The sequence below is a fragment of the Georgenia wangjunii genome (assembly GCF_036421975.1).
Lineage (GTDB): Bacteria > Actinomycetota > Actinomycetes > Actinomycetales > Actinomycetaceae > Georgenia_A > Georgenia_A wangjunii.
Window position 1 is genome coordinate 1 of record NZ_JAZGON010000016.1, and the last position, 20718, is coordinate 20718.

The 20718-nt window shown below is 70.1% G+C and carries 12 protein-coding genes; 11 read left to right on the top strand and 1 reads right to left on the bottom strand.

The genetic code is table 11. The features are described from left to right. Positions 1–1957, top strand: a 1957-nt coding sequence (locus V2J63_RS15440) for a sugar phosphate isomerase/epimerase family protein (RefSeq protein WP_331231883.1), incomplete at its 5' end; no start/stop codon positions are given. A 508-nt stretch (positions 1958–2465) separates the two neighbouring features. On the opposite strand, the gene V2J63_RS15445 is transcribed toward V2J63_RS15440, so the two are convergent. Further along, on the bottom strand, positions 2466–3665 hold the full coding sequence (locus V2J63_RS15445) for an ROK family protein (RefSeq protein WP_434056353.1): 1200 nt from the start codon (positions 3663–3665) through the stop codon (positions 2466–2468). A 117-nt stretch (positions 3666–3782) separates the two neighbouring features. Here V2J63_RS15445 and V2J63_RS15450 point away from each other — a divergent pair, with 117 nt between their 5' ends. The 10 genes from V2J63_RS15450 (at position 3783) to V2J63_RS15495 (ending at position 20607) form a co-directional block, all read left to right on the top strand. Continuing rightward, positions 3783–5303, top strand: a complete 1521-nt coding sequence (locus V2J63_RS15450) for a sugar ABC transporter ATP-binding protein (RefSeq protein ID WP_331231885.1) — start codon at positions 3783–3785, stop codon at positions 5301–5303. Beyond that, the gene (locus tag V2J63_RS15455; protein WP_331231886.1) at positions 5300–6418 is read left to right on the top strand and encodes an ABC transporter permease; all 1119 of its coding nucleotides are present in this window, start codon (positions 5300–5302) and stop codon (positions 6416–6418) included. The genes V2J63_RS15450 and V2J63_RS15455 overlap by 4 nt, the downstream gene beginning before the upstream one ends. Positions 6419–6487: 69 nt before the next feature. After that, complete coding sequence (locus V2J63_RS15460) at positions 6488–7552, top strand: substrate-binding domain-containing protein (protein ID WP_331231887.1); 1065 nt, start codon at positions 6488–6490, stop codon at positions 7550–7552. Between the two features lie 31 nt (positions 7553–7583). Then, entirely contained in the window at positions 7584–8762 is a 1179-nt protein-coding gene (locus V2J63_RS15465) for a Gfo/Idh/MocA family protein (RefSeq protein ID WP_331231888.1), read from the top strand. Between the two features lies 1 nt (position 8763). After that, entirely contained in the window at positions 8764–9765 is a 1002-nt protein-coding gene (locus V2J63_RS15470) for a sugar phosphate isomerase/epimerase family protein (RefSeq protein ID WP_331231889.1), read from the top strand. A gap of 448 nt (positions 9766–10213) precedes the next feature. Further along, positions 10214–15298: a ThuA domain-containing protein gene (locus V2J63_RS15475; RefSeq protein WP_331231890.1), complete on the top strand. Its 5085-nt coding sequence runs from the start codon at positions 10214–10216 to the stop codon at positions 15296–15298. Positions 15299–15640: 342 nt separating this feature from the next. After that, positions 15641–17149 (top strand): sugar ABC transporter ATP-binding protein, encoded by a 1509-nt coding sequence (locus V2J63_RS15480; protein ID WP_331231891.1) that lies wholly within the window; start codon positions 15641–15643, stop codon positions 17147–17149. Further along, positions 17146–18234 carry an ABC transporter permease gene (locus V2J63_RS15485; protein WP_331231892.1) on the top strand — a complete coding sequence of 363 codons (1089 nt, stop codon included), beginning with the start codon at positions 17146–17148 and terminating at the stop codon, positions 18232–18234. Before V2J63_RS15480 ends, V2J63_RS15485 begins: the two co-directional genes overlap by 4 nt. Beyond that, a complete protein-coding gene (locus V2J63_RS15490) occupies positions 18231–19268 on the top strand; it encodes an ABC transporter permease (RefSeq protein WP_331231893.1) in 1038 nt (345 codons plus the stop codon). Before V2J63_RS15485 ends, V2J63_RS15490 begins: the two co-directional genes overlap by 4 nt. Positions 19269–19350: 82 nt before the next feature. Beyond that, entirely contained in the window at positions 19351–20607 is a 1257-nt protein-coding gene (locus V2J63_RS15495; RefSeq protein WP_331231894.1) for a substrate-binding domain-containing protein, read from the top strand. Positions 20608–20718: the final 111 nt, after the last annotated feature.

The window sequence follows — 20718 nt, forward strand, 5'->3', positions numbered from 1 at the left end:
GATCCTGGTCCCGGTCGAGAAGGTCTCGCTCCAGATGTTCAGCCTGATCCCCTGGGTCTCGGCTGAGAGCGAGGACGGCGAGGACGGTCTGCGGGCCGTGTTCGCGCGCCTCGCGGAGATCGGGTTCGAGAACGTCGAGCCCTTCGGTGGCAACTTCTCCGGCCGTACGGCCGAGGAGTTCCGTGCGATGACCGACGAGCTCGGTCTGCGCGTGCCGTCGTCGCACTTCGACACGAACGAGGAGACCTTCGACGAGACGCTCGCGTACGTCGAGACCCTTGGCCAGGAGTACGTCGGTTCGGGTGGGTTCGCCTCCCCGGGCATCGGCTCCTACGAGGACACCCTCGCGACCGCGGCGGCGATGAACCGTCTCGGTGAGCGCAGCGTCGAGGCCGGGTTCGAGAAGTTCTTCGGCCACAACCACGACGGCGAGTTCACCACCGTCTACGAGCACGCCGGCGAGCACGGCACCGAGCTCATGTCGGCGTGGGAGATCCTCGTCGAGGAGACCAACCCGGAGTGGGTCACCTTCGAGCTCGACGTCGCGTGGGCTGCGCACGCCGGGATCGACGTGGCGGAGCTCATCGCGGAGCACGGCGACCGGATCGAGCTCCTGCACATCAAGGACGCCACGAACGTCGGCGGTGAGGGCCGCCCGGTCTTCGCCAAGCTCGGTGAGGGCGAGGTGCCGCTGCAGGAGATCCTCGCCGCGGCGCAGGAGCACGCCCCCATCGCGTACTACGTCATGGAGTACGACATGTCCCCGGTCGGCGAGGAGTTCGCTGCCGAGGGCTTCGAGTACCTGACCGGCCAGCCGGCCGGCGAGCCCGAGCCCGAGCCCGAGCCGGAGCCGATCCTGGTCCCGGTCGAGAAGGTCTCGCTCCAGATGTTCAGCCTGATCCCCTGGGTCTCGGCTGAGAGCGAGGACGGCGAGGACGGTCTGCGGGCCGTGTTCGCGCGCCTCGCGGAGATCGGGTTCGAGAACGTCGAGCCCTTCGGTGGCAACTTCTCCGGCCGTACGGCCGAGGAGTTCCGTGCGATGACCGACGAGCTCGGTCTGCGCGTGCCGTCGTCGCACTTCGACACGAACGAGGAGACCTTCGACGAGACGCTCGCGTACGTCGAGACCCTTGGCCAGGAGTACGTCGGTTCGGGTGGGTTCGCCTCCCCGGGCATCGGCTCCTACGAGGACACCCTCGCGACCGCGGCGGCGATGAACCGTCTCGGTGAGCGCAGCGTCGAGGCCGGCTTCGAGAAGTTCTTCGGCCACAACCACGACGGCGAGTTCACCACCGTCTACGAGCACGAGGGTGAGGACATGTCGGCGTGGGAGATCCTCGTCGCCGAGACCAACCCCGAGTGGGTCACCTTCGAGCTGGACGTCGCGTGGGCCGCTCACGCGGGCATCGACGTCCCGGCACTCATCGACGAGTACGGCAGCCGGATCGAGCTCCTGCACATCAAGGACGCCACGAACGTCGGCGGTGAGGGCCGCCCGGTCTTCGCCAAGCTCGGTGAGGGCGAGGTGCCGCTGCAGGAGATCCTCGCCGCGGCGCAGGACGCTCCCATCGCGTACTACGTCATGGAGTACGACATGTCCCCGGTCGGCGAGGAGTTCGCTGCCGAGGGCTTCGAGTACCTGACCGGCCAGCCGGCCGGCGGCCCCGAGGAGCCCACTGAGGAGCCGACGGAGGAGCCCACGGAGGAGCCGACGGAGGAGCCCACGGAGGAGCCCACCACGCCCGGTGAGCCCACCGACGAGCCCACCGCGCCCGGCGAGCCCACCGACGAGCCCACCGCTCCCGGTGGTGGCCAGGGTGGACCCGGCGGGTCCGGTGGCGGCGAGCTGCCGAGCACGGGTGCCGACCTCGGCGCCCTCATGGTCGCCGTCATGTTCCTCCTCGGAGGAGCGGGCGTGCTTGCCATGCACAGGCGCCGCGTGACCGTCAGGAGCTAAGCACCACCTGACGTGAAGGGCCCCTGGTCGACCTCGGTCGGCCAGGGGCCCTTTGCCATGCCCGGCGACGTGCCGACGGCCGCTACGTGGAGGAGGTGGGTCGTCGATCCTTGTGATGGCCCTCCCCACGGTCGCCGTCGCCCAGCTGCTGGGCGTGCTCGGATGGTCCGGGCTGCTGGGCGTGCTCGTACGAGGCGCTTCGGCTCGAGCGTCCCAGCTACACGGTGACGCAGATCGCGGACTTGCTCCCGCAGCTCGTCCACGAGCCCGCGCGTGCGGAGGCGGCGGGGCGTATGTGACGGCTGGTGACCTCGTGCGCCTCATGGGCGCCTCCCGGGGCGGACGGCTCCTCGGCGCGGCCCTCACCGAGGCGTTCCTCACCCCGCAGGTGCTGCACGACGCGGACGACGACCGGCCGGTCCACTACGGGTTCGGGCTCGAGCTCGTCGTCGTCGACGGGACCGTGCGCGGGTACTACAAGGACGGTGTCTCCGCGCGCGCCGCGAGGCTATCCGGCGGAGCCGACCGGGTGGCTCAGGTAGTCGGCGACGGCGACGGGGGAGAGGACGTGCTCGACCGCCATCGTGCTCGCGCCGAGGACGGCCGCACGCCCGGCGGTGCGGGAGTCGACGATCCTGAGGTGCTGCGTCGCGAGCGGGAGGGAGTCCTGGTAGACGACCTCGCGGATGCCGGCAAGGAGCTGCTCGCCGGCCTCGGCGAGGATGCCGCCCACGACGATGGTCGACGGGTTGAGGAGGTTGACGCACCCCGCGAGCACCCCGCCGATGTCACGGCCCGCCTGGCGCACGGTCTGGGCGGCGCGCACGTCCCCGGACCGGACGAGCTCGACGACGTCGCTCGCGCCCCGCGCCTGGAGCCCGGCGGCCTGGAGCGTGGCGGCCACGGCGCTGCCGCTGGCGACCGCCTCGAGGCATCCGACGTTGCCGCACCGGCACGGCAGCCGGGGACCCTCACGCACGGCGATGTGCCCCAGGTCCCCCGCAGCCCCGCGCGCCCCGCGCCGCAGGGCGCCGTCGCTGATGATGCCGGACCCGATACCCGTGGCGACCTTGACGAAGAGCAGGTCCATCTCCTCGGGCCACACGGCAGCGCGCTCACCGAGTGCCATGAGGTTGACGTCGTTGTCGACGAGCGTGGGCGCGCCGAGGGCCTCCTCGAGGTGCCCGGGCACGTCGTACCCGTCCCACCCGGGCATGATCGGCGGGTTCACCGGTCGGCCCGTGCTGTGCTCCACCGGGCCCGGCACGCCGACGCCGACGCCGGCGAGGTCCGCCATGTCCCGCCCCGTCCGCGCGAGGAGCTCGCGTCCCACGCTGATGATGCGGCCGAGCACCACCTCGGGCCCGTCGGCGATGAGCATCGGCTCGTCGGTCTCGGCCAGCACCTCGCCGGCGAGGTCCGTCACCGCCAGACGTGCGTGGGCGGCACCGAGGTCGACGGCGAGGACGACCTTGCACGAGGGGTCGAAGACGAACGTCGCCGGCGGCCGCCCGCCGGTCGAGGAGGCAGACCCACCGGGGGAGACGAGACCTGTCGCGAGGAGTTGCTCAAGGCGCACGGTGATGGTCGATCGCGCCTGGCCGGTGTGGGCCGCGATCTCGGACTTCGTGCGCGGGCGCCCGTCGCGCAGGAGCTGAAGCACGTCGCCCGCTGCGGCGCGGTCGAGTGCCGGCGTCTTGGTTTCCACAGACAACGACGTGCCTCCCTCTGAGTGGGTAACATAATGATACCGATTTTGCCTCTTCCCGTGGGGCTTCGACAGACTTCTTGACGAGCATCGACAGAAGCCTGTTACGCTCCTCACATGGCTGATGACGGCTCCGGAGCGCCGCTGCTCCAGATGACAGAGATCGTCAAGGTCTTCCCCGGGGCGCGCGCGCTCGACGGTGTAGACCTTGACGTGCGCGCGGGTGAGGTGCACTGCCTCCTCGGGCAGAACGGCGCGGGCAAGTCCACGCTCATCAAGGTCCTCGCCGGTGCGCACCGCACCGACGGAGGCGAGATCCGGTGGAACGGCGAGGTCGTGACGATCGGGAACCCGGTCGCCGCCCTCAAGCTCGGCGTGGCCACGATGTACCAGGAGCTCGACGTCGTCGACGGACTGAGCGTCGCGGAGAACATCTTCCTCGGGCACGAGCTCGCCACGGGCGGGTTCCTCCAGCGTCGCGAGGCCCACAAGCGCACCCGCGAGCTGCTCGGCCGGCTCGGGCACCCCGAGATCCCGCCCTCCCGCGAGGTCGGGCGGCTCTCCGCCGCGGGCAAGCAGGTGGTGAGCATGGCGAGGGCGCTGTCCCACGACGCCAAGGTCATCGTCATGGACGAGCCCTCCGCGGTCCTCGACTCCGAGGAGGTCGGCAACCTCTTCCGCGTGGTCCGCACGCTCCAGGCCGAGGGCGTCGCCATCGTCTACATCTCCCACCGCCTCGAGGAGATCCGCGAGATCGGCGACCGGATCACGGTCCTCAAGGACGGGCGCACCGTCGCCTCCGGGCTCCCGGTCGCCGGCACGTCCACGGCCGACCTCATCACCCTCATGACCGGACGCGCCGTCGACACCGGGCTCGGCGGCGCACGTGCCCCGATCCAGGACGCCGAGCCGCTCCTCGAGGTCGAGGACCTCGAGCTCGCCGGTGTCTTCAGGGACGTCTCGTTCCGCGTGCGCCCGGGTGAGGTCATCGGGCTCGCCGGCCTTGTCGGCGCCGGCCGCTCAGAGATCCTCGAGACCGTCTACGGCGCCCGCCGCGCGACCGGGGGCTCGGTCAAGGTCAAGGGCGAGCGTCTGCGCCCGGGCTCGGTGCCCGCCGCCGTCGCCGCCGGGATCGGCCTCGCACCCGAGGAGCGCAAGAGCCAGGGCCTGCTCCTCGAGGAGCCCATCTACCGCAACATCACCCTGTCCACGTTCGCGCGGTTCGCGCGCGGCGGCTTCCTCCAGGAAGGCGCTGAGCGCAAGGCCGCCGCGGAGCAGATCGAGGCGATGCACCTCGTGCCGGCCGACCCTGAGCGCGAGATCCGCACGCTCTCGGGCGGTAACCAGCAGAAGGCGATGCTTGCCCGCTGGCTCGTGCACGGCTGCTCGATCCTCCTCCTGGACGAGCCCACGCGCGGCGTCGACGTCGGCGCCCGCGCCGAGATCTACGGGCTCATCCGCCAGCTTGCCGCCCGGGGCGCAGCCGTCGTCATCGTCTCGAGCGAGATCGAGGAGGTGCTCGGCCTGTCCGACCACGTCCTCGTCATCGCGGAGGGTCACGTGGTGCACCAGGGACCCGCCCAGCAGATCGACGAGCACGAGGTGCTCGACCTCGTCATGGAAGGAACCCTCGCATGAGTGAGAACACCCCGGGAGGCACCGCCGCGGCGGGTGCGGCCGACGCCGCGCTGCCCCCCACCAACCGCGACGTCTCGCCGGGGACGCGCTCACGCGGCGCCGGCACGCCGGGCGCGGGCAGCTCGTCCGCTGACAAGGACGGCAAGAAGAAGGGCCTGAGCCTCAGTGGGGGCGTGACCCGCAACCTCGGGCTCGTCGTCGCGCTCGTGCTCCTGTGCGTCGTCGGCTTCATCACCGCGGGGGAGCGGTTCCTCAACACGGGCAACGTGACGACGATCCTCGCCTCCGCCGCCACGATCGGCATCATCAGCATCGGCATGACCTTCGTCATCACCGGAGGCGGGATCGACCTCTCGGTCGGTTCCGTCATGGGTCTGGCAACGGTGTGGGCGTCGACGTTGGCCACGCAGTCGATGGCGGCCGACACCCACTGGGTCGTCATCGTCTTCACCGCGATGGCGGTCGGAGCGGCGGCGGGCCTGGTCAACGGCGTCATCATCGCCTACGGCCGGGTGGTCTCCTTCATCGCCACCCTCGCCATGCTCATCGGCGCCCGCGGCCTCGCCGAGATCCTCTCGAACCGGCAGACCCAGCTCGTCTCCAACCAGCCCTTCCTCGACACCTTCCGGGCCGACATCCTCGGTCTGCCGATGATCGTGTGGATGTTCCTCGTCGTCGCGATTGCCGGCTGGTTCCTGCTCAACCGGACCACCTTCGGCCGGCGCACCATCGCCGTCGGTGGCAACCCCGAGGCCGCCCGCCTGGCCGGCATCAAGGTCAAGCGCCACATGATGTACCTCTTCACGCTCGCCGGCCTCGCCGCCGGCATCGCAGCGGTCACCATGCTCGCGCGGACCCGGTCGGGGTCGTCCACCAACGGCACGCTCTACGAGCTCGACGCCATCGCGGCGGTCGTCGTCGGCGGGACGCTCCTCATCGGCGGGCGGGGCACGATCCTCGGCACCGTCTTCGGCGTCCTCATCTTCGCCACGCTCACCAACGTCTTCATCCTCAACAACCTGTCCATCTCGGCTCAGTCGATCACCAAGGGCGTCATCCTCGTGCTCGCGGTGCTCCTGCAGCAGCGCTTCGCTGCACGCGGCCGAAGTTCCTAGGCCCGCACCACCAACCCCTGACCCCCTTCCACATCCCTCATGCACCACCCCTGTTCAAGGAGGAACACCATGACCGCACGCACGATCCGTCGACGCCTCACGATGACCGCTGGCGCCTGCGTCGCAACGCTGGCCCTGGCCGGTTGCACCGGCAACACCCCCGAGGAGGTCGCCACCGACAGCGACCAGCAGAGCGCCGCCCCCGGCGCTCCCGCCGCGGGCGGGAACGACGAGGAGGGGGAGACCGTCACCATCGGATTCTCCGCCCCCGCCGCCGACCACGGCTGGATGGCTGCGATCACCAACGCGGCCCAGGCGGAGGCCGAGGAGTACGGCGACGTCGACTTCCGTCTCGTCGAGGGCACCAACGACGTCAACCAGCAGATCAGCCAGGTCGAGACGTTCATCAACGACGGCGTCGACGCGATCGTCATCCTCCCCTTCGACGGCGCCGCGCTCACCGGCGTCGCCCTCGAGGCGATGGAGGCCGGCATCCCGGTCATCAACGTCGACCGCGAGTTCTCCGACCCGAACGCCGCGCGCGTGACGATCCTCGGTGACAACTACGGCATGGGCGTCAGCGCCGGCACCTACATCTGCGAGCAGCTCGGCGACCAGCCCGACGCCGTCGTCGCGGAGATCGCCGGCATCGACAACCTGCCCCTCACGCAGGACCGCAGCCAGGGCTTCGCGGACGCGCTCGCCGAGTGCGGCCTCGACGTCGACAACCGCGTCGCCGCGGACTTCACGGTCCAGGGCGGGGAGTCGGCCACGGCCAACCTCCTCCAGGCGGCCCCGCAGATCGATGCCATGTGGAACCACGACGACGACCAGGGCGTCGGCGTCATGTCCGCGATCGACAACGCGGGCCGCGACGAGTTCTTCGTCGTCGGCGGCGCCGGGTCGGCGAACGTCATGCGGGAGATCCAGTCGGGCGATTCCATCGTCGAGGCCACGGTCGTCTACCCGTCCACGCAGGCTGCTGACGGCATCCGCCTCGCGCGTCTCCTCGCGCAGGGCAAGGCGATGTCCGACCTCGTCGAGGTCGAGGTGCCGCGTCTCATCCAGCTGTTCGCGCCGGTCGTCACCGCGGACAACGTCGACCAGTACCTGCCGCACGCGTTCGAGTCCTGAGTCGACCGCAGATCCCGAGGGGGGCACACAGATGACTGAGACGAACGCGCCGCTGCGCGTGGCGATGATCGGATACGCCTTCATGGGGCGTGCCCACTCTCACGCCTGGCGTACCGCACCGCGGTTCTTCGACCTGCCGCTGCGCCCGGAGACGGCCGTGCTCGTCGGGCGCAACCGGGCCAACGCCGAGGAGGCGGCCCGAACGATGGGCTGGTCCGAGGTGCTGACGGACTGGCGGGAAGCCGTGGAGCGGGACGACATCGATCTCGTCGACATCTGTACCCCCGGGAACACCCACGCCGAGATCGCGGTTGCCGCGCTGCGAGCCGGCAAGCACGTCCTCGTCGAGAAGCCGATGGCCAACACCCTGGCCGAGGGCGAGGCCATGGTCCGCGCGGCGCACGAGGCAGCCGCCTCCGGTGCGCGGGCCATGGTCGGCTTCACCTACCGGCGGGTCCCCGCCGTCCAGCTCGCCCGCCAGCTCGTGGCGGAGGGGCGGATCGGGGAGGTCCGGCAGGTGCGCGCGCAGTACCTGCAGGACTGGCTCGCCGACGCGGAAGCACCCCTGTCATGGCGGCTGGACAAGGAGAAGGCCGGGTCGGGGGCGCTCGGTGACATCGGTGCCCACATCGTCGACCTCACGCACTTCATCACCGGCCAGCAGCTGACCGGTGTGAGCGCGATGCTCGACACCTTCGTCACCGAGCGGCCCGTGGCCGAGAGCTTCGCGGGCCTCCACGGCACGGGAGGGAGCGAGCGCGGGCCGGTCACGGTCGACGACGCCGCCTTCTTCCTCGGGCGGCTCTCCGGTGGAGCGCCCGCCGTGTTCGAGGCGACACGGTTCGCCTGGGGCCGCAAGAACGCCATGCGTATCGAGATCGCCGGTTCGAAGGGCGCGATCTCGTTCGACTTCGAGGACATGAACGTCCTCGGCCTCTACGACGCGGACGACGACGCCCGGACGGCCGGATTCCGGCGGATCCTCGTCACCGAGCCCGAGCACCCCTACATCGAGCGCTGGTGGCCGGCCGGGCACGGCCTCGGGTACGAGCACGGCTTCACCCACCAGGTGGTCGACCTCGTCACCGCGCTCGCCGACGGCACCCAGCCGGAGCCCTCCTTCGACGACGGCCTCGCCGTCCAGCGTGTGCTCGACGCCGTGGAGCGCTCCGCCGCGGCGGGCAGCACCTTCACCGAGATTGGAGTCTGAGATGGCACGACCGATCACCCTGTTCACCGGCCAGTGGGCCGACCTGCCGTTCGAGGAGGTGGCCCGGCTCGCCGGCGAGTGGGGCTACGACGGCCTCGAGATCGCCTCGTGGGGCGACCACCTCGACCCGTGGCGCGCCGCGGAGGACGACGCCTACGTCCAGGACCGGCTCGACATCCTCGAGAAGAACGGGCTGAAGGTCTACACAATCTCCAACCACCTCAAGGGCCAGGCGGTGTGCGACGACCCGATCGACGAGCGGCACCGGGGCATCCTCTCCGACCGCATCTGGGGCGACGGCGACCCCGAGGGCGTGCGGCAGCGGGCCGCCGAGGAGCTCAAGGTGACCGCCCGCGCGGCGGCCCGGCTCGGCGTCAAGACGGTCACCGGCTTCACCGGCAGCTCCATCTGGAAGTACGTGGCGATGTTCCCGCCCGCCTCGGAGGAGATGGTCGAGGCCGGGTACCGCGACTTCGCCGACCGGTGGAACCCGATCCTCGACGTCTTCGACGCCGAGGGCGTGCGCTTCGCCCTCGAGCCGCACCCCTCCGAGATCGCTTACGACTACTGGACCACCCAGCGCACGCTCGAGGCGATCGGCCACCGCGAGGCCTTCGGGCTCAACTGGGACCCGAGCCACTTCACGTGGCAGGACCTCGACCCGGTCGCGTTCCTCCTCGACTTCAAGGACAAGATCTTCCACGTCCACTGCAAGGACTCCAAGCGGCGCCTCAACGGCCGCAACGGCCGCCTCGGGTCCCACCTGCCGTGGGCGGACCCCCGCCGCGGCTGGGACTTCATCAGCACCGGCCACGGCGACGTGCCGTGGGAGGACGCCATCCGGATGCTCAACCACATCGGCTACGACGGCCCGCTGTCGGTGGAGTGGGAGGACGCCGGGATGGACCGGCTCGTCGGTGCGCCGGAGGCGCTGGAGTTCGTCCGCAAGCTCTCCTTCAAGCCGTCCGACTCGGCGTTCGACGCGGCGTTCTCGACGCGATGACCGACGCCGGCCGCCGGGGCGTGCGCCGGGCCGCGGGGCAACCCGCGCCTGCGCGTCCGCCCCGGTGCCGGAGCACTACCCGCTCGCCTCCCCCGATGACGTGGTGACCGGCTAGCCTTTGACCCGTGGGGTAATGTCTCCCCTCACACACCGCCTCGACCGACGTACCGCGTGCCTCCCCTCCCACGCGGTCATCGGGTCCCGCAAGGCACCGCACTGCAGCGGTGCCGCTCGCGCGACCCACCCGCTGTCCCGCGTGTCGCAGATGCCACCGGTTCTCGCCGGCTCGGCACGAAGCACGTGCTTGGCCCGCCGGCACCCACCGGCCGGCCACGCACCGAGAGGAGGACGGACCACCGCTACTTGAGTGTCAACCACGCCCAGAGTTCAAAGGAGATCTTTCGTGGCACGACCACAAGCACCAGCACGTCGCTGGATCTCGCGCGGAATGGGAGCGGCCGTCGTCGGCACGCTCCTCGTCCCCATGGGGTTCACGACGGCAAATGCCGCCCAACCGGCGGCGCAGGTCCCGCTCCCCGCGGCCCTGCCCGCCGTCGTCGCTCCCGACGACGGCTTCAACGCTCTCGTCTTCTCGGAGACCGCCGGCTTCCGGCACGGCTCCATCGAGGAGGGCGTCGCGGCGATCGAGCAGCTCGGCGCCGACAATGACTTCTCGGTGGACCACACCGAGGACTCGGCGGACTTCAACGCGGACAACCTCGCCAACTACGACGTCGTGGTGTGGCTCTCCACGACCGGTGACGTCCTCACCGAGGAGGAGCAGGCGGCGTTCGAGGAGTACATCCAGAACGGTGGCGGCTACGCGGGCATCCACGCCGCGAGCGACACCGAGTACGACTGGGCGTGGTACGGCGAGCTCGTCGGCGCCTACTTCCAGTCCCACCCGCCGGGCACCCCGGACGCCACGGTCGACGTCGTGGACCGCGTCCACCCGTCGACGGAGCACCTGCCCTACGAGTGGGACCGCACCGACGAGTGGTACACGTACCAGGACAGCCCCCGCGGGAACGTCCACGTGCTCGCCACCCTCGACGAGACGAGCTACGACGTCGGCGACCACGCGATGGGTGATGACCACGCGATCGCCTGGTGCAGCAACTACGACGGTGGCCGGTCCTGGTACACCGGAGGCGGCCACACGGAGGAGTCGTTCGCGGACCCCGCGTTCCTCCAGCACATCCTGGGCGGCATCCGCACGGCTGCGGGCGTCGAGGACGCCAACTGCGCGGCGACCGTGGCCAGCGCCTACCAGAAGGTGACCCTCGTGCAGGGCGAGGCGAACGTCGGTGAGCCGATCGCCCTGGCGGTCCTGCCCAACGGCGACGTGCTGCACACCGCGCGCGACGGCCGGGTGTTCTACACCAGTGGCAACGGTGGGACGAGTGTCGCCGCCACCATCCCGGTGTACAGCCACGACGAAGATGGCCTGCAGGGCATCGCGATCGACGACAACTTCGAGGAGAACCGGTGGGTGTACACGTACTACGCCCCGCCGCTGGACACGCCGCCGGGTGAGGCTCCGGAGTTCGGCACCGCCGAGGACTTCGCGGCCTTCGACGGCTACAACCAGCTCTCCCGGTTCCAGCTCACCGAGCAGGGCACCCTCGACCTGGCTTCCGAGCAGGAAATCCTCCGGGTCGAGGCCGACCGTGGGACCTGCTGCCACGCCGGTGGCGAGATCGACTTCGACGCCGAGGGCAACCTGTGGCTGTCCACCGGCGACGACACCAACCCCTTCGCCTCTGACGGCTACACCCCGATCGACGAGCGCGAGGGCCGCAACCCCGCGTGGGACGCGCAGCGGTCGTCGGCCAACACGAACGACCTGCGCGGCAAGCTGCTGCGCATCTCGGTCAACGAGGACGGCAGCTACGACATCCCCGAGGGCAACCTCTTCGACGAGGAGGCGGACACGGACGACCTCACTCGTCCGGAGATCTACGCCATGGGCTTCCGCAACCCCTTCCGGTTCGCGGTGGATGACGAGACCGGATGGGTTCACCTGGGTGACTACGGCCCTGACGCCGGCGCCCCGAACCCCGACCGCGGGCCCGGCGGCCAGGTCGAGTTCAACCTCATCAAGGAGCCGGGCAACTACGGCTGGCCGTACTGCCACGGCGCCAACGACGCCTACATCGACTACGACTTCGGCACCGAGGAGTCCGGCGCGGCGTTCAACTGCGACAACCCGGTCAACGAGAGTCCGAACAACACGGGTCTCACGGAGCTCCCGCCGGTCATTCCGGCGTGGCTGCCCTACGACGACGACTCGGTCCCGGACCTCGGCAGCGGCAGCGAGGCCCCGATGGGCGGCCCGACCTACCACTACGACCCCGAGCTGGACTCGGACACCAAGTGGCCGGAGTACTGGGACGGCAAGACGCTCAACTACGAGTGGGGCCGTGACTGGATCCGGGAGTTCGTGACGGACGAGGAGGGCAACCTCGTCGACATCGTCCCGAGCCTGGACTGGCTGAACCCCTCCACGCCGATTGCCGTGGAGTTCGGCCCCGACGGCGCGCTGTACGTCCTCGACTACGGCAGCGGCGGGTTCTTCAACGCATCGTGGGACTCCGCGTTGTACCGGGTTGACTACGTGGCGGACAGCCCGAACCCGGTGCCGAGCATCACCACCTCGACGACCAACGGCCAGGCGCCGCTGACGGTCGAGTTCGACGGTTCGGGTTCCACGGACCCGCAGGGGATGCCGCTGTCCTTCGCATGGGACTTCGACAACGACGGCGAGATCGACTCGACGGAGCCGACGGCCAGCTTCACCTACGACGAGGTCGGCGTGTTCAGCGCGCGGCTGACGGTGAGCGCCGGTGAGGGCGAGGACGTCCGCACGGGCACCATCACGACGAACATCGTCGTGGGGAACACCGCGCCGGAGGTCACCCTCGAGATCCCGGCCGACGGCGGAATCTTCAGCTTCGGCGACCAGGTGCCCTTCCGGGTCACCGTCACCGACGCCGAGGATGGCGAGATCGACTGCTCGCGGGTGAGGGTGGAGTACATCCTCGGCCACGACGCGCACGGCCACCCGCTCAGTTCCGTGACCGGGTGCGAGGGCGTCATCACCACCCCGGCGGACGAGGGTCACGGGCTGGACGCCAACGTCTTCGGCGTCATCAACGCCTCCTACACCGACCAGGGTGGCGAGGACCTGCCCGACCTCTCGGGCGATGACGAGGCCGTGCTGCGCCTGCGCCACCAGCAGGCGGAGTTCTACACCGACGCCGAGGGTGTGAACATCTTCGACAAGGAGGGCGCCAACGGCGGCAGCCAGGTGGGCGACATCCACGACGGCGACTGGATCTCCTTCGCGCCGATGGACCTGACGAACATCGACGAGGTCTCGTTCCGGTACAGCTCGGCCGGTGCCGGCGGCACAATCGAGCTCCGTAAGGGTTCCGTCGACGGCGAGCTCATCGCCACGTCACCGGTGGGCTCCACCGGCGGCTGGGAGACGTGGGCCGAGACGGAGCCGGTCGCGGTCACCCCCGTGGGCGGCCCCGAGCCGGTGTACTTCGTGTTCCTCAACGACGAGGCGGGCGAGACCGCCCTCTTCGACCTCGATGAGATCGAGTTCCACGGCCAGGGCATGTCCGGGCAGGCTCCGAACCCGGACCCCGACCCGGAGCTGCCGGTCTGCGAGGACCCGGACGCGGACATCGCGGCCAGTGACGAGTTCGACGGTACCGAGCTCGACACGTGCCGCTGGGAGGTCATCGACTACAACGCCGAGCTCCTCTCGGTGTCCGACGGTGCGGTGCACATCACCACGACCGACAACGACATCTACACCACGGACAACTCCACGGTGCCCAACATCCTGCTCAACACGCAGGTCGGCGGCGACGAGTGGACCGTGGAGACGCGGTTCACCGGCGGGCTGGAGAGCATGTACCAGCAGGGCGGGATCATCGTCTACGGTGACGCGGACAACTACGTGAAGCTCGACCCCGTCTCCGCGGGCGAAGGCGAGTTCCGCGTGGAGCTGCGCAGCGAGGTCGGTGGCGTGATCCAGGACCCGCAGGACGACCTGGTCGCCCGGCCGCTGCCGGACGACGACGGCGCGTACTACCTGCGCCTCACCCGTGACGGGGACACCTTCACCGGTGCGTTCTCGTACGACGGTGAGGAGTGGCTGGACCTTCCGAGCGCCGTGGCGAACACCGCGGTCGGCGATGCCGCTCCTGGCATCTTCGCGCTCGGCGCCCAGCAAGAGGCACCGACGACTCTGTCCTTCGACTACTTCCGCCTCCTCGGCGAGGAGCCGACGGACCCGGAGCCGCCGGTGTGCGAGCCGGTGCCTGCCGAGCAGGTGTCGATCCAGATGTTCTCCCTGATCCCGTGGGTCGAGGAGGATGGTCTGGAGTCGGTGCTGCAGCAGCTTGCGGACATCGGGTTCCAGAACATCGAGCCGTTCGGTGGCAACTTCGAGGGCTACACGGCTGAGGAGTTCCGGGCGATGGCCGACGAGATCGGCCTGAACATCCGGTCCTCGCACTACAACACGGACGAGGCGAGCTTCGCCGAGACGCTGGAGTTCGTCGGGACGCTGGGCCAGGAGTATGTGGGCTCGGGTGGGTTCGCGGCTCCGGGTATCGGTACCTACGAGAACACCCTGGCGACCGCCGAGACGATGAACCGTCTGGGTGAGGCTGCGGTGGACGCTGGGTTCGAGAAGTTCTTCGGCCACAACCACGCCGCGGAGTTCACCACCGTGTACGAGCACAACGGTGAGGAGCTCTCGGCCTGGGAGATCCTGGTCGAGGAGACGAACCCGGAGTGGGTGACCTTCGAGCTGGACGTGGCCTGGGCCGCGCACGGTGGGGTGGACGTGCCCGCGCTGATCGATGAGTACGGCGATCGGATCGAGCTGCTCCACATCAAGGACGCGACGAACGTCGGTGAAGAGGATGGTCCGGACTTCGTCAACCTCGGTGAGGGTGATGTGGACCTGCAGGGCATCCTCCTGGCCGCGGACGACGAGCCCATCGCGTACTACGTCATGGAGTACGACCTGGCTGCGGACGGCGAGTCCTTCGCCTCCGAGGGCTTCGAGTGGCTGACCACGTTCGACTACTGCGAGGAGCCGGGCGTGCCCGGTCCTCCCGGTCCTCCGGGAGAGCCCGGCGAGCCTGGTGAGCCCGGTGAGCCTGGTCCTCCTGGTGAGCCCGGCGAGCCTGGTCCTCCGGGAGAGCCCGGCGAGCCTGGTGAGCCCGGCGAGCCCGGTCCCCCCGGGGAGCCCGGCGAGCCTGGTCCTCCGGGTGAGCCCGGTGCACCTGGTGCGCCCGGTGCGGACGGCCAGGACGGCGACGACGGCCGGGACGGCAACGACGGCCGCGACGGCAAGAACGGCCACGACGGTCGTGGGGCGGGCAACGCCGGTGGCGGCTCCCTGCCGCGCACGGGCGCTGACGCCGGCCTGCTCCTCATGGCCGGGATGCTCCTCCTCGGAGGGGCGGGCATGGTCGCGATGCGTATGCGTCGTGTGAACGCCTAGGCACCACCTGAACGGGAGGGCCCCTGGTCCGGCTGACGCCGGACCAGGGGCCCTTCCCGTGCCCGGCCGCGGGCACCCTGTCTTTGTGGCCCGAGGACTATAGAAAACGTTTTTTACGAGCCCCGGTCTCATCGGCGTTGCAATTCGACAAACTTCTTGACGATGCTCGACATAAGGCTGTTATATTCGCCACATGCGCAATGAAGAGCTAGGGGCAGCGCTGCGCCAGACGCAGGTGCAGCCCCCGTTCCCGCTCCTCAGCGGCCCTGTCCACACCAACTGAGACGCTGGTCGGCACTGGTCCCGGCCCCTACCGACGCCACCACACATCGAAGGAGATCTGTGACCGCCGACGCACAACCCCCGCTGCTGCGCATGCGAGGGATCACCAAGTCGTTCTTCGGGGTCCAGGTGCTCAACGGCATCGACCTCGAGGTCCGCGCCGGTGAGGTCCACGCCCTCGTCGGGGAGAACGGCGCCGGGAAGTCGACGCTCATGAAGATCCTCGCGGGCGTCCAGCCCGCCGACAGCGGCACGATCGAGCTCGATGGCGAGCGGGTGAGCTTCGCCCACCCGCTCGAGGCCCAGGGCGCCGGTGTCACCACGGTGTTCCAGGAGTTCAACCTGCTCCCCGAGCGGACGGTGGCCGAGAACGTCTACCTCGGCCGCGAGCCCCGCCGGCGCGGGCTTGTCGACCGCGCCCAGATGATCCGCGACACCGGCGAGCTGCTCGCCGATCTCGGCGTCGACGCCATCTCCCCGCACGTGAAGGTACGCAGCCTGTCGGTCGCCGAGCAGCAGGTCGTCGAGATCGTCAAGGCGATGTCCTTCGACGCGCGCATCATCTCGATGGACGAGCCGACGGCGGCGCTCGCCGACCACGAGGTCGAGCTGCTCTACCGGCTCGTCCGCCGCCTCCAGGACCGCGGCGTCGCCGTGCTGTACGTCTCGCACCGGCTGAAGGAGATCTTCGACCTCTGCGAACGGATCACCATCCTCAAGGACGGCAGCCTCGTCGACACGGTGGACGCCGGGAGCATCACGTCCGACGAGCTCGTCCGGAAGATGGTCGGCCGCTCGATCTCGGCCCTCTTCCCCACCCGGCGCGAGGGCACCGAGATCGGCGACGTCCGGCTCGCCGTCCGCGGCGCGGGTAACCACATGGTCAACGACATCAGCTTCGAGGTCCGCGCCGGCGAGATCGTCGCCCTCGCCGGCCTCCAGGGAAGCGGGCGCACCGAGATCGCCCACGGCCTCTTCGGGGTCGAGCGCTTCCGTTCCGGCGAGATCCACGTCGACGGCGCGCAGATCGACCCCCGCTCGCCGCGGCAGGCGGTGCGCGCGGGCCTCGCGCTCGTCACCGAGGACCGCAAGGGCGAGGGCCTGGCCCTCAACCAGTCCGTCGCCGCGAACGCCCGCCTCGTCCTCGACGCCGTCGCCCCGCGCCGCGCCAAGGAGGGGGCCCGCCGGGTCCCGGAGATCCTCGCCTCGCTCGAGCTCGCCGCCCGCAGCGGCAGCCACGAGGTCCGTTTCCTCTCCGGCGGCAACCAGCAGAAGGTCGTCCTGGCGAAGTGGCTCGTCACGGACCCGGGCGTCATCGTCATGGACGAGCCCACCCGCGGGATCGACGTCGGCGCCAAGCGCGCGGTCTACGAGCTCATGCGTGACCTCGCCGCCGAGGGCGTCGCCATCGTCCTCATCTCCTCCGAGCTCCCGGAGGTCATCGGCATGGCAGACCGGATCATCGTCCTGCACGACGGCGAGATCAGCGGGGAGCTGCCCGGCGGGTGCGACGAGGAGGCCGTCATGGCCCTGGCCACCCGGCACGACGAGCTGGAGGAGAGCGCATGAGCGCGCCGTCCACGGCGGGAACCGGTCAGGCCCGGCGCGTCACCAAGCCCGCATCGCGGCGGTCACCGCTGCGCTCCGTCCCGCTCATCTACGTGGCCCTGCTCCTGCTGCTCGCCGCGGCCGGGATCCTCCTCGCCACGCGCGGGGACAACCTCTTCAGCGGCGGCTCGATCGTCGACATCCTCACCCGCTCGAGCCTGCTCGGGTTCATCGCCATCGGCCAGACGCTCGTCATCCTGTGCCGCTCCCTCGACCTCTCGGTCGGCTACGTCGCCGCGCTGAGCAGCCTCGTCGCCGCCGTCGTCATGGACGGCGACCCGTCCCGCGTGCCCCTCGGCGTCGCCGCTGCGCTCGGCGTGGCCGCCGCCGTCGGGCTCTTCAACGGGATCATCACGACGAAGCTCGGCGTGCACGCGTTCATCACGACGCTCGGGTCCGGCCTCATCATCAAGGGCTTCCTCGACACCCGGTACCCGGGCCCGTCCGGCTCGGTCCCGTCGTCCTTCCAGGGCTTCGGGTACACCCGGATCGGTGTGCTGCCGGTATCGGCGGTCATCATGCTCGTCATCGCCGCGGTGGGCGTCGTCATGCTCCACCGCACCCGGCTCGGGCACAGCATGTTCGCCATCGGGGGCAACGTCGACGTCGCCCGCCTGTCCGGCATCCGCACGGACCGCACGCTCATCGTCGCCCACGTCATGTGCTCGCTCATGGCCGGCCTCGCGGGCCTGTTCCTCGCGGCGCGCTTCAGCACCGGGGTCGGCGCGCAGATCTACGGGTCCGGCTACGACCTCGACTCGATCGCCGCCGTCGTGCTCGGCGGGACGCTCCTCCTGGGCGGGCGGGGCGGGATCGGCGGCACCATCGCCGCAGTGCTCATCCTCGGCGTCCTCGACAGCCTCTTCAACGAGCTCCAGATCAATCCCTTCTTCCGCGACGTGCTGCGCGGCGTCATCATCATCGCCGCCGTCGCCATGTACGCCCGCCGGCAGATCGACCCCAAGAAGGCCAGGGCACGGTTCCGGGACGCGACGTCCCGGCGTGCCCCCCGGCCGGCGCCCGCGACCGACGGAGGCCGCTCATGAGCACGCCCGCACCTGCCGCCGCACGTCCCTCCGTCCTCACCCAGCTCCGCCACAACGGCAGCGGCCCTGTGCTCGTCGTGCTCGCGGTGCTCATCGCCGTCATGGCGGTCCTCAACCCGGGCTTCTACGAGCCGCCGTCGCTCATGGCGTTCATGCGCAACGCGGCGCCCCTCGTCATCCTCGCCATCGGGCAGTACTTCGTCATCGTCTCGGGGGAGTTCGACCTCTCGGTCGGCAGCCTCGTCGGGGCCCAGGTGGTCATCGCCGCCCGCCTCATCAACGGCGAGGAGGAGGGAACGTGGACCGTCATCGCGCTCATGGTGGGCTTCGGGCTCCTCGTCGGCCTCGTCAACGGCCTCGTCACCACCCTGCTGCGCGTCCCCTCGTTCATCACGACGCTCGGCACGATGCTCGTGCTCTACGGCGCGATCCGGATGTGGACGGGCGGTGCCCCCACGGGCGCGCTGTCCGAGAGCTTCCGCCGGTGGGGCCGGATGGGCATCGACATGCCCGTCCTGCGTCAGCTGCCGTACGCGCTCCTCATCATGATCGCGCTCGCCGTCGTCGGGATCCTCGTCATGCGCTCGTCCTACGGGCGGGTGCTCGTCGCGACGGGTGACAACGACACTGCCGCCACCTTCGCCGGTGGCCGGGTGTGGCTCGTGCGGACCGGCGCCTTCGTCCTGTCCTCCCTCTTCGCGACGGTCGCCGGCATCCTCATCGGCGGGTTCGCCGGCGTCACCGCGCAGGTGGGCCAGGGCATGGAGTTCACCGCGATCACTGCGGTCGTGCTCGGTGGCGTGCTCCTCGGTGGCGGGCGCGGCTGGATCGTCGGTGCGATGGCCGGTGCCCTCACCTACCAGCTCCTCGAGCGCCTGCTCGTCCAGCTCGCGATGCCCTCGACGCTCAACCCGACGATCCAGGGCGTCATCATCATCGCGGCCGTCGCCTTCGCGGCGAGCTCCTCGCGCACCCGACGCAGACGGACCGCGCCTCAGACTCCCTCCGAACCTCAGCCCGTGGGAGTCGCATGACCTGACCCTCCACGACCGCAGGTCTCACATGCGCACGACCCCCGTACGTCCTGTTTTCTCATCGCTACCAAGGAGGGTACTGATGCAGCGAAAGCTCCGCCTGACCGCAGGCATCCTCGGTCTGGGCCTCGCCCTGACCGCCTGCACCACCGACGCGCCGTCGGACGCCGAGGACCCGACCACCACCGCCGCGGCAACGACCGACGCGGCCACCGACGACGCCACCGACGACGCCACCGGGTCCGAGGGCGGCACCGAGGAGGGCGAGTTCTTCGTCCGCGCCGACTACGAGACCGAGCTCGCCCAGCGCGACATGACGCCCGAGGGCGACGACGCCACCCCGTGGCTGCAGATGCTCGAGCCCATCGAGATGGTCGACACCTCGGAGTTCGCCGCCGAGGGGCCGCAGACGCTGTGCTTCTCCAACGCCTCGATCTCCAACCCGTGGCGCGTCACGGGCTGGACCACGATGCAGCAGCAGGTCGAGGTCCTCCAGGCCGACGGCGTCATCGGCGAGTTCCGCGTGGCCGACGCCGGCGACGACGACAACAAGCAGATCTCCGACATCGAGTCGTTCATCGCCGACGGCGACTGCGGCGCGATGATCATCTCGCCGTCGACCACGGCCACCCTGACGCCCGCCGTCGAGGCGGCCTGCGCCAGCGGCGTGCCCGTCATCGTCTTCGACCGTGGCGTCAACACCGACTGCGCGGTCACGTTCATCCACCCGATCGGCGGCTACGCCTACGGTGCGACGGGTGCGGAGTTCCTCGTCGACAACCTCGAGCCCGGCTCGACGGTCCTGGCGCTGCGGATCCTGCCCGGCGTGGACGTCCTCGAGCACCGCTGGGGCGCCGCGAACGACATCTTCTCGCAGAGCGACCTCGAGGTCGTCGGCGTGGAGTTCACCGGTGGCGACGCCGCGCAGATCAAGGACATCGTCACGCAGTACCTCCAGCGTGGTGACGTCGACGGCATCTGGATGGACGCCGGCGACGGCGCCGTCGCCGCCGTCGAGGCCTTCGAGGACGCGGGTGCGGACTACCCCGTCTTCGTCGGTGAGGACGAGCTGAGCTTCATGCGCAAGTGGGAGGAGACGGGGATGACGGCCATCGGCCTCAGCTACTCGAACTTCCAGTGGCGCACGCCCGTCCTGGCCGCCGAGATGATCTGGAACGGCGAGGAGGTGCCGGCCGAGTGGGTGCTGCCCCAGTCGCCCATCACCGAGGACAACCTGGCCGAGTACCTCGAGCGCAACGCCGACATGCCCTCGCTGCACTACGCCAAGTTCGGCGGCGAGGACCTGCCCGGGTACCCCGAGGCCTGGCAGGGCAACTAGCAGGACCGCTGCGGGGCGCGGGACGCCAAGGACGGCTCCCCGCCCCGCAGCGAGCACCACCCGCGCGCAGCGCACGCCACCTGCGAGACGCTCGACCCCGACGACGAAGTG

What these genes read in the sequence shown, in the direction of transcription:
- V2J63_RS15485 (WP_331231892.1), top strand. Translation starts at nt 17,146, where the DNA reads ATGAGCGCGCCGTCCACGGCGGGAACCGGTCAGGCCCGGCGCGTCACC.
- V2J63_RS15475 (WP_331231890.1), top strand. Translation starts at nt 10,214, where the DNA reads ATGGGAGCGGCCGTCGTCGGCACGCTCCTCGTCCCCATGGGGTTCACG.
- V2J63_RS15495 (WP_331231894.1), top strand. Translation starts at nt 19,351, where the DNA reads ATGCAGCGAAAGCTCCGCCTGACCGCAGGCATCCTCGGTCTGGGCCTC.
- V2J63_RS15455 (WP_331231886.1), top strand. Translation starts at nt 5,300, where the DNA reads ATGAGTGAGAACACCCCGGGAGGCACCGCCGCGGCGGGTGCGGCCGAC.
- V2J63_RS15490 (WP_331231893.1), top strand. Translation starts at nt 18,231, where the DNA reads ATGAGCACGCCCGCACCTGCCGCCGCACGTCCCTCCGTCCTCACCCAG.
- V2J63_RS15470 (WP_331231889.1), top strand. Translation starts at nt 8,764, where the DNA reads ATGGCACGACCGATCACCCTGTTCACCGGCCAGTGGGCCGACCTGCCG.
- V2J63_RS15460 (WP_331231887.1), top strand. Translation starts at nt 6,488, where the DNA reads ATGACCGCACGCACGATCCGTCGACGCCTCACGATGACCGCTGGCGCC.
- V2J63_RS15465 (WP_331231888.1), top strand. Translation starts at nt 7,584, where the DNA reads ATGACTGAGACGAACGCGCCGCTGCGCGTGGCGATGATCGGATACGCC.
- V2J63_RS15450 (WP_331231885.1), top strand. Translation starts at nt 3,783, where the DNA reads ATGGCTGATGACGGCTCCGGAGCGCCGCTGCTCCAGATGACAGAGATC.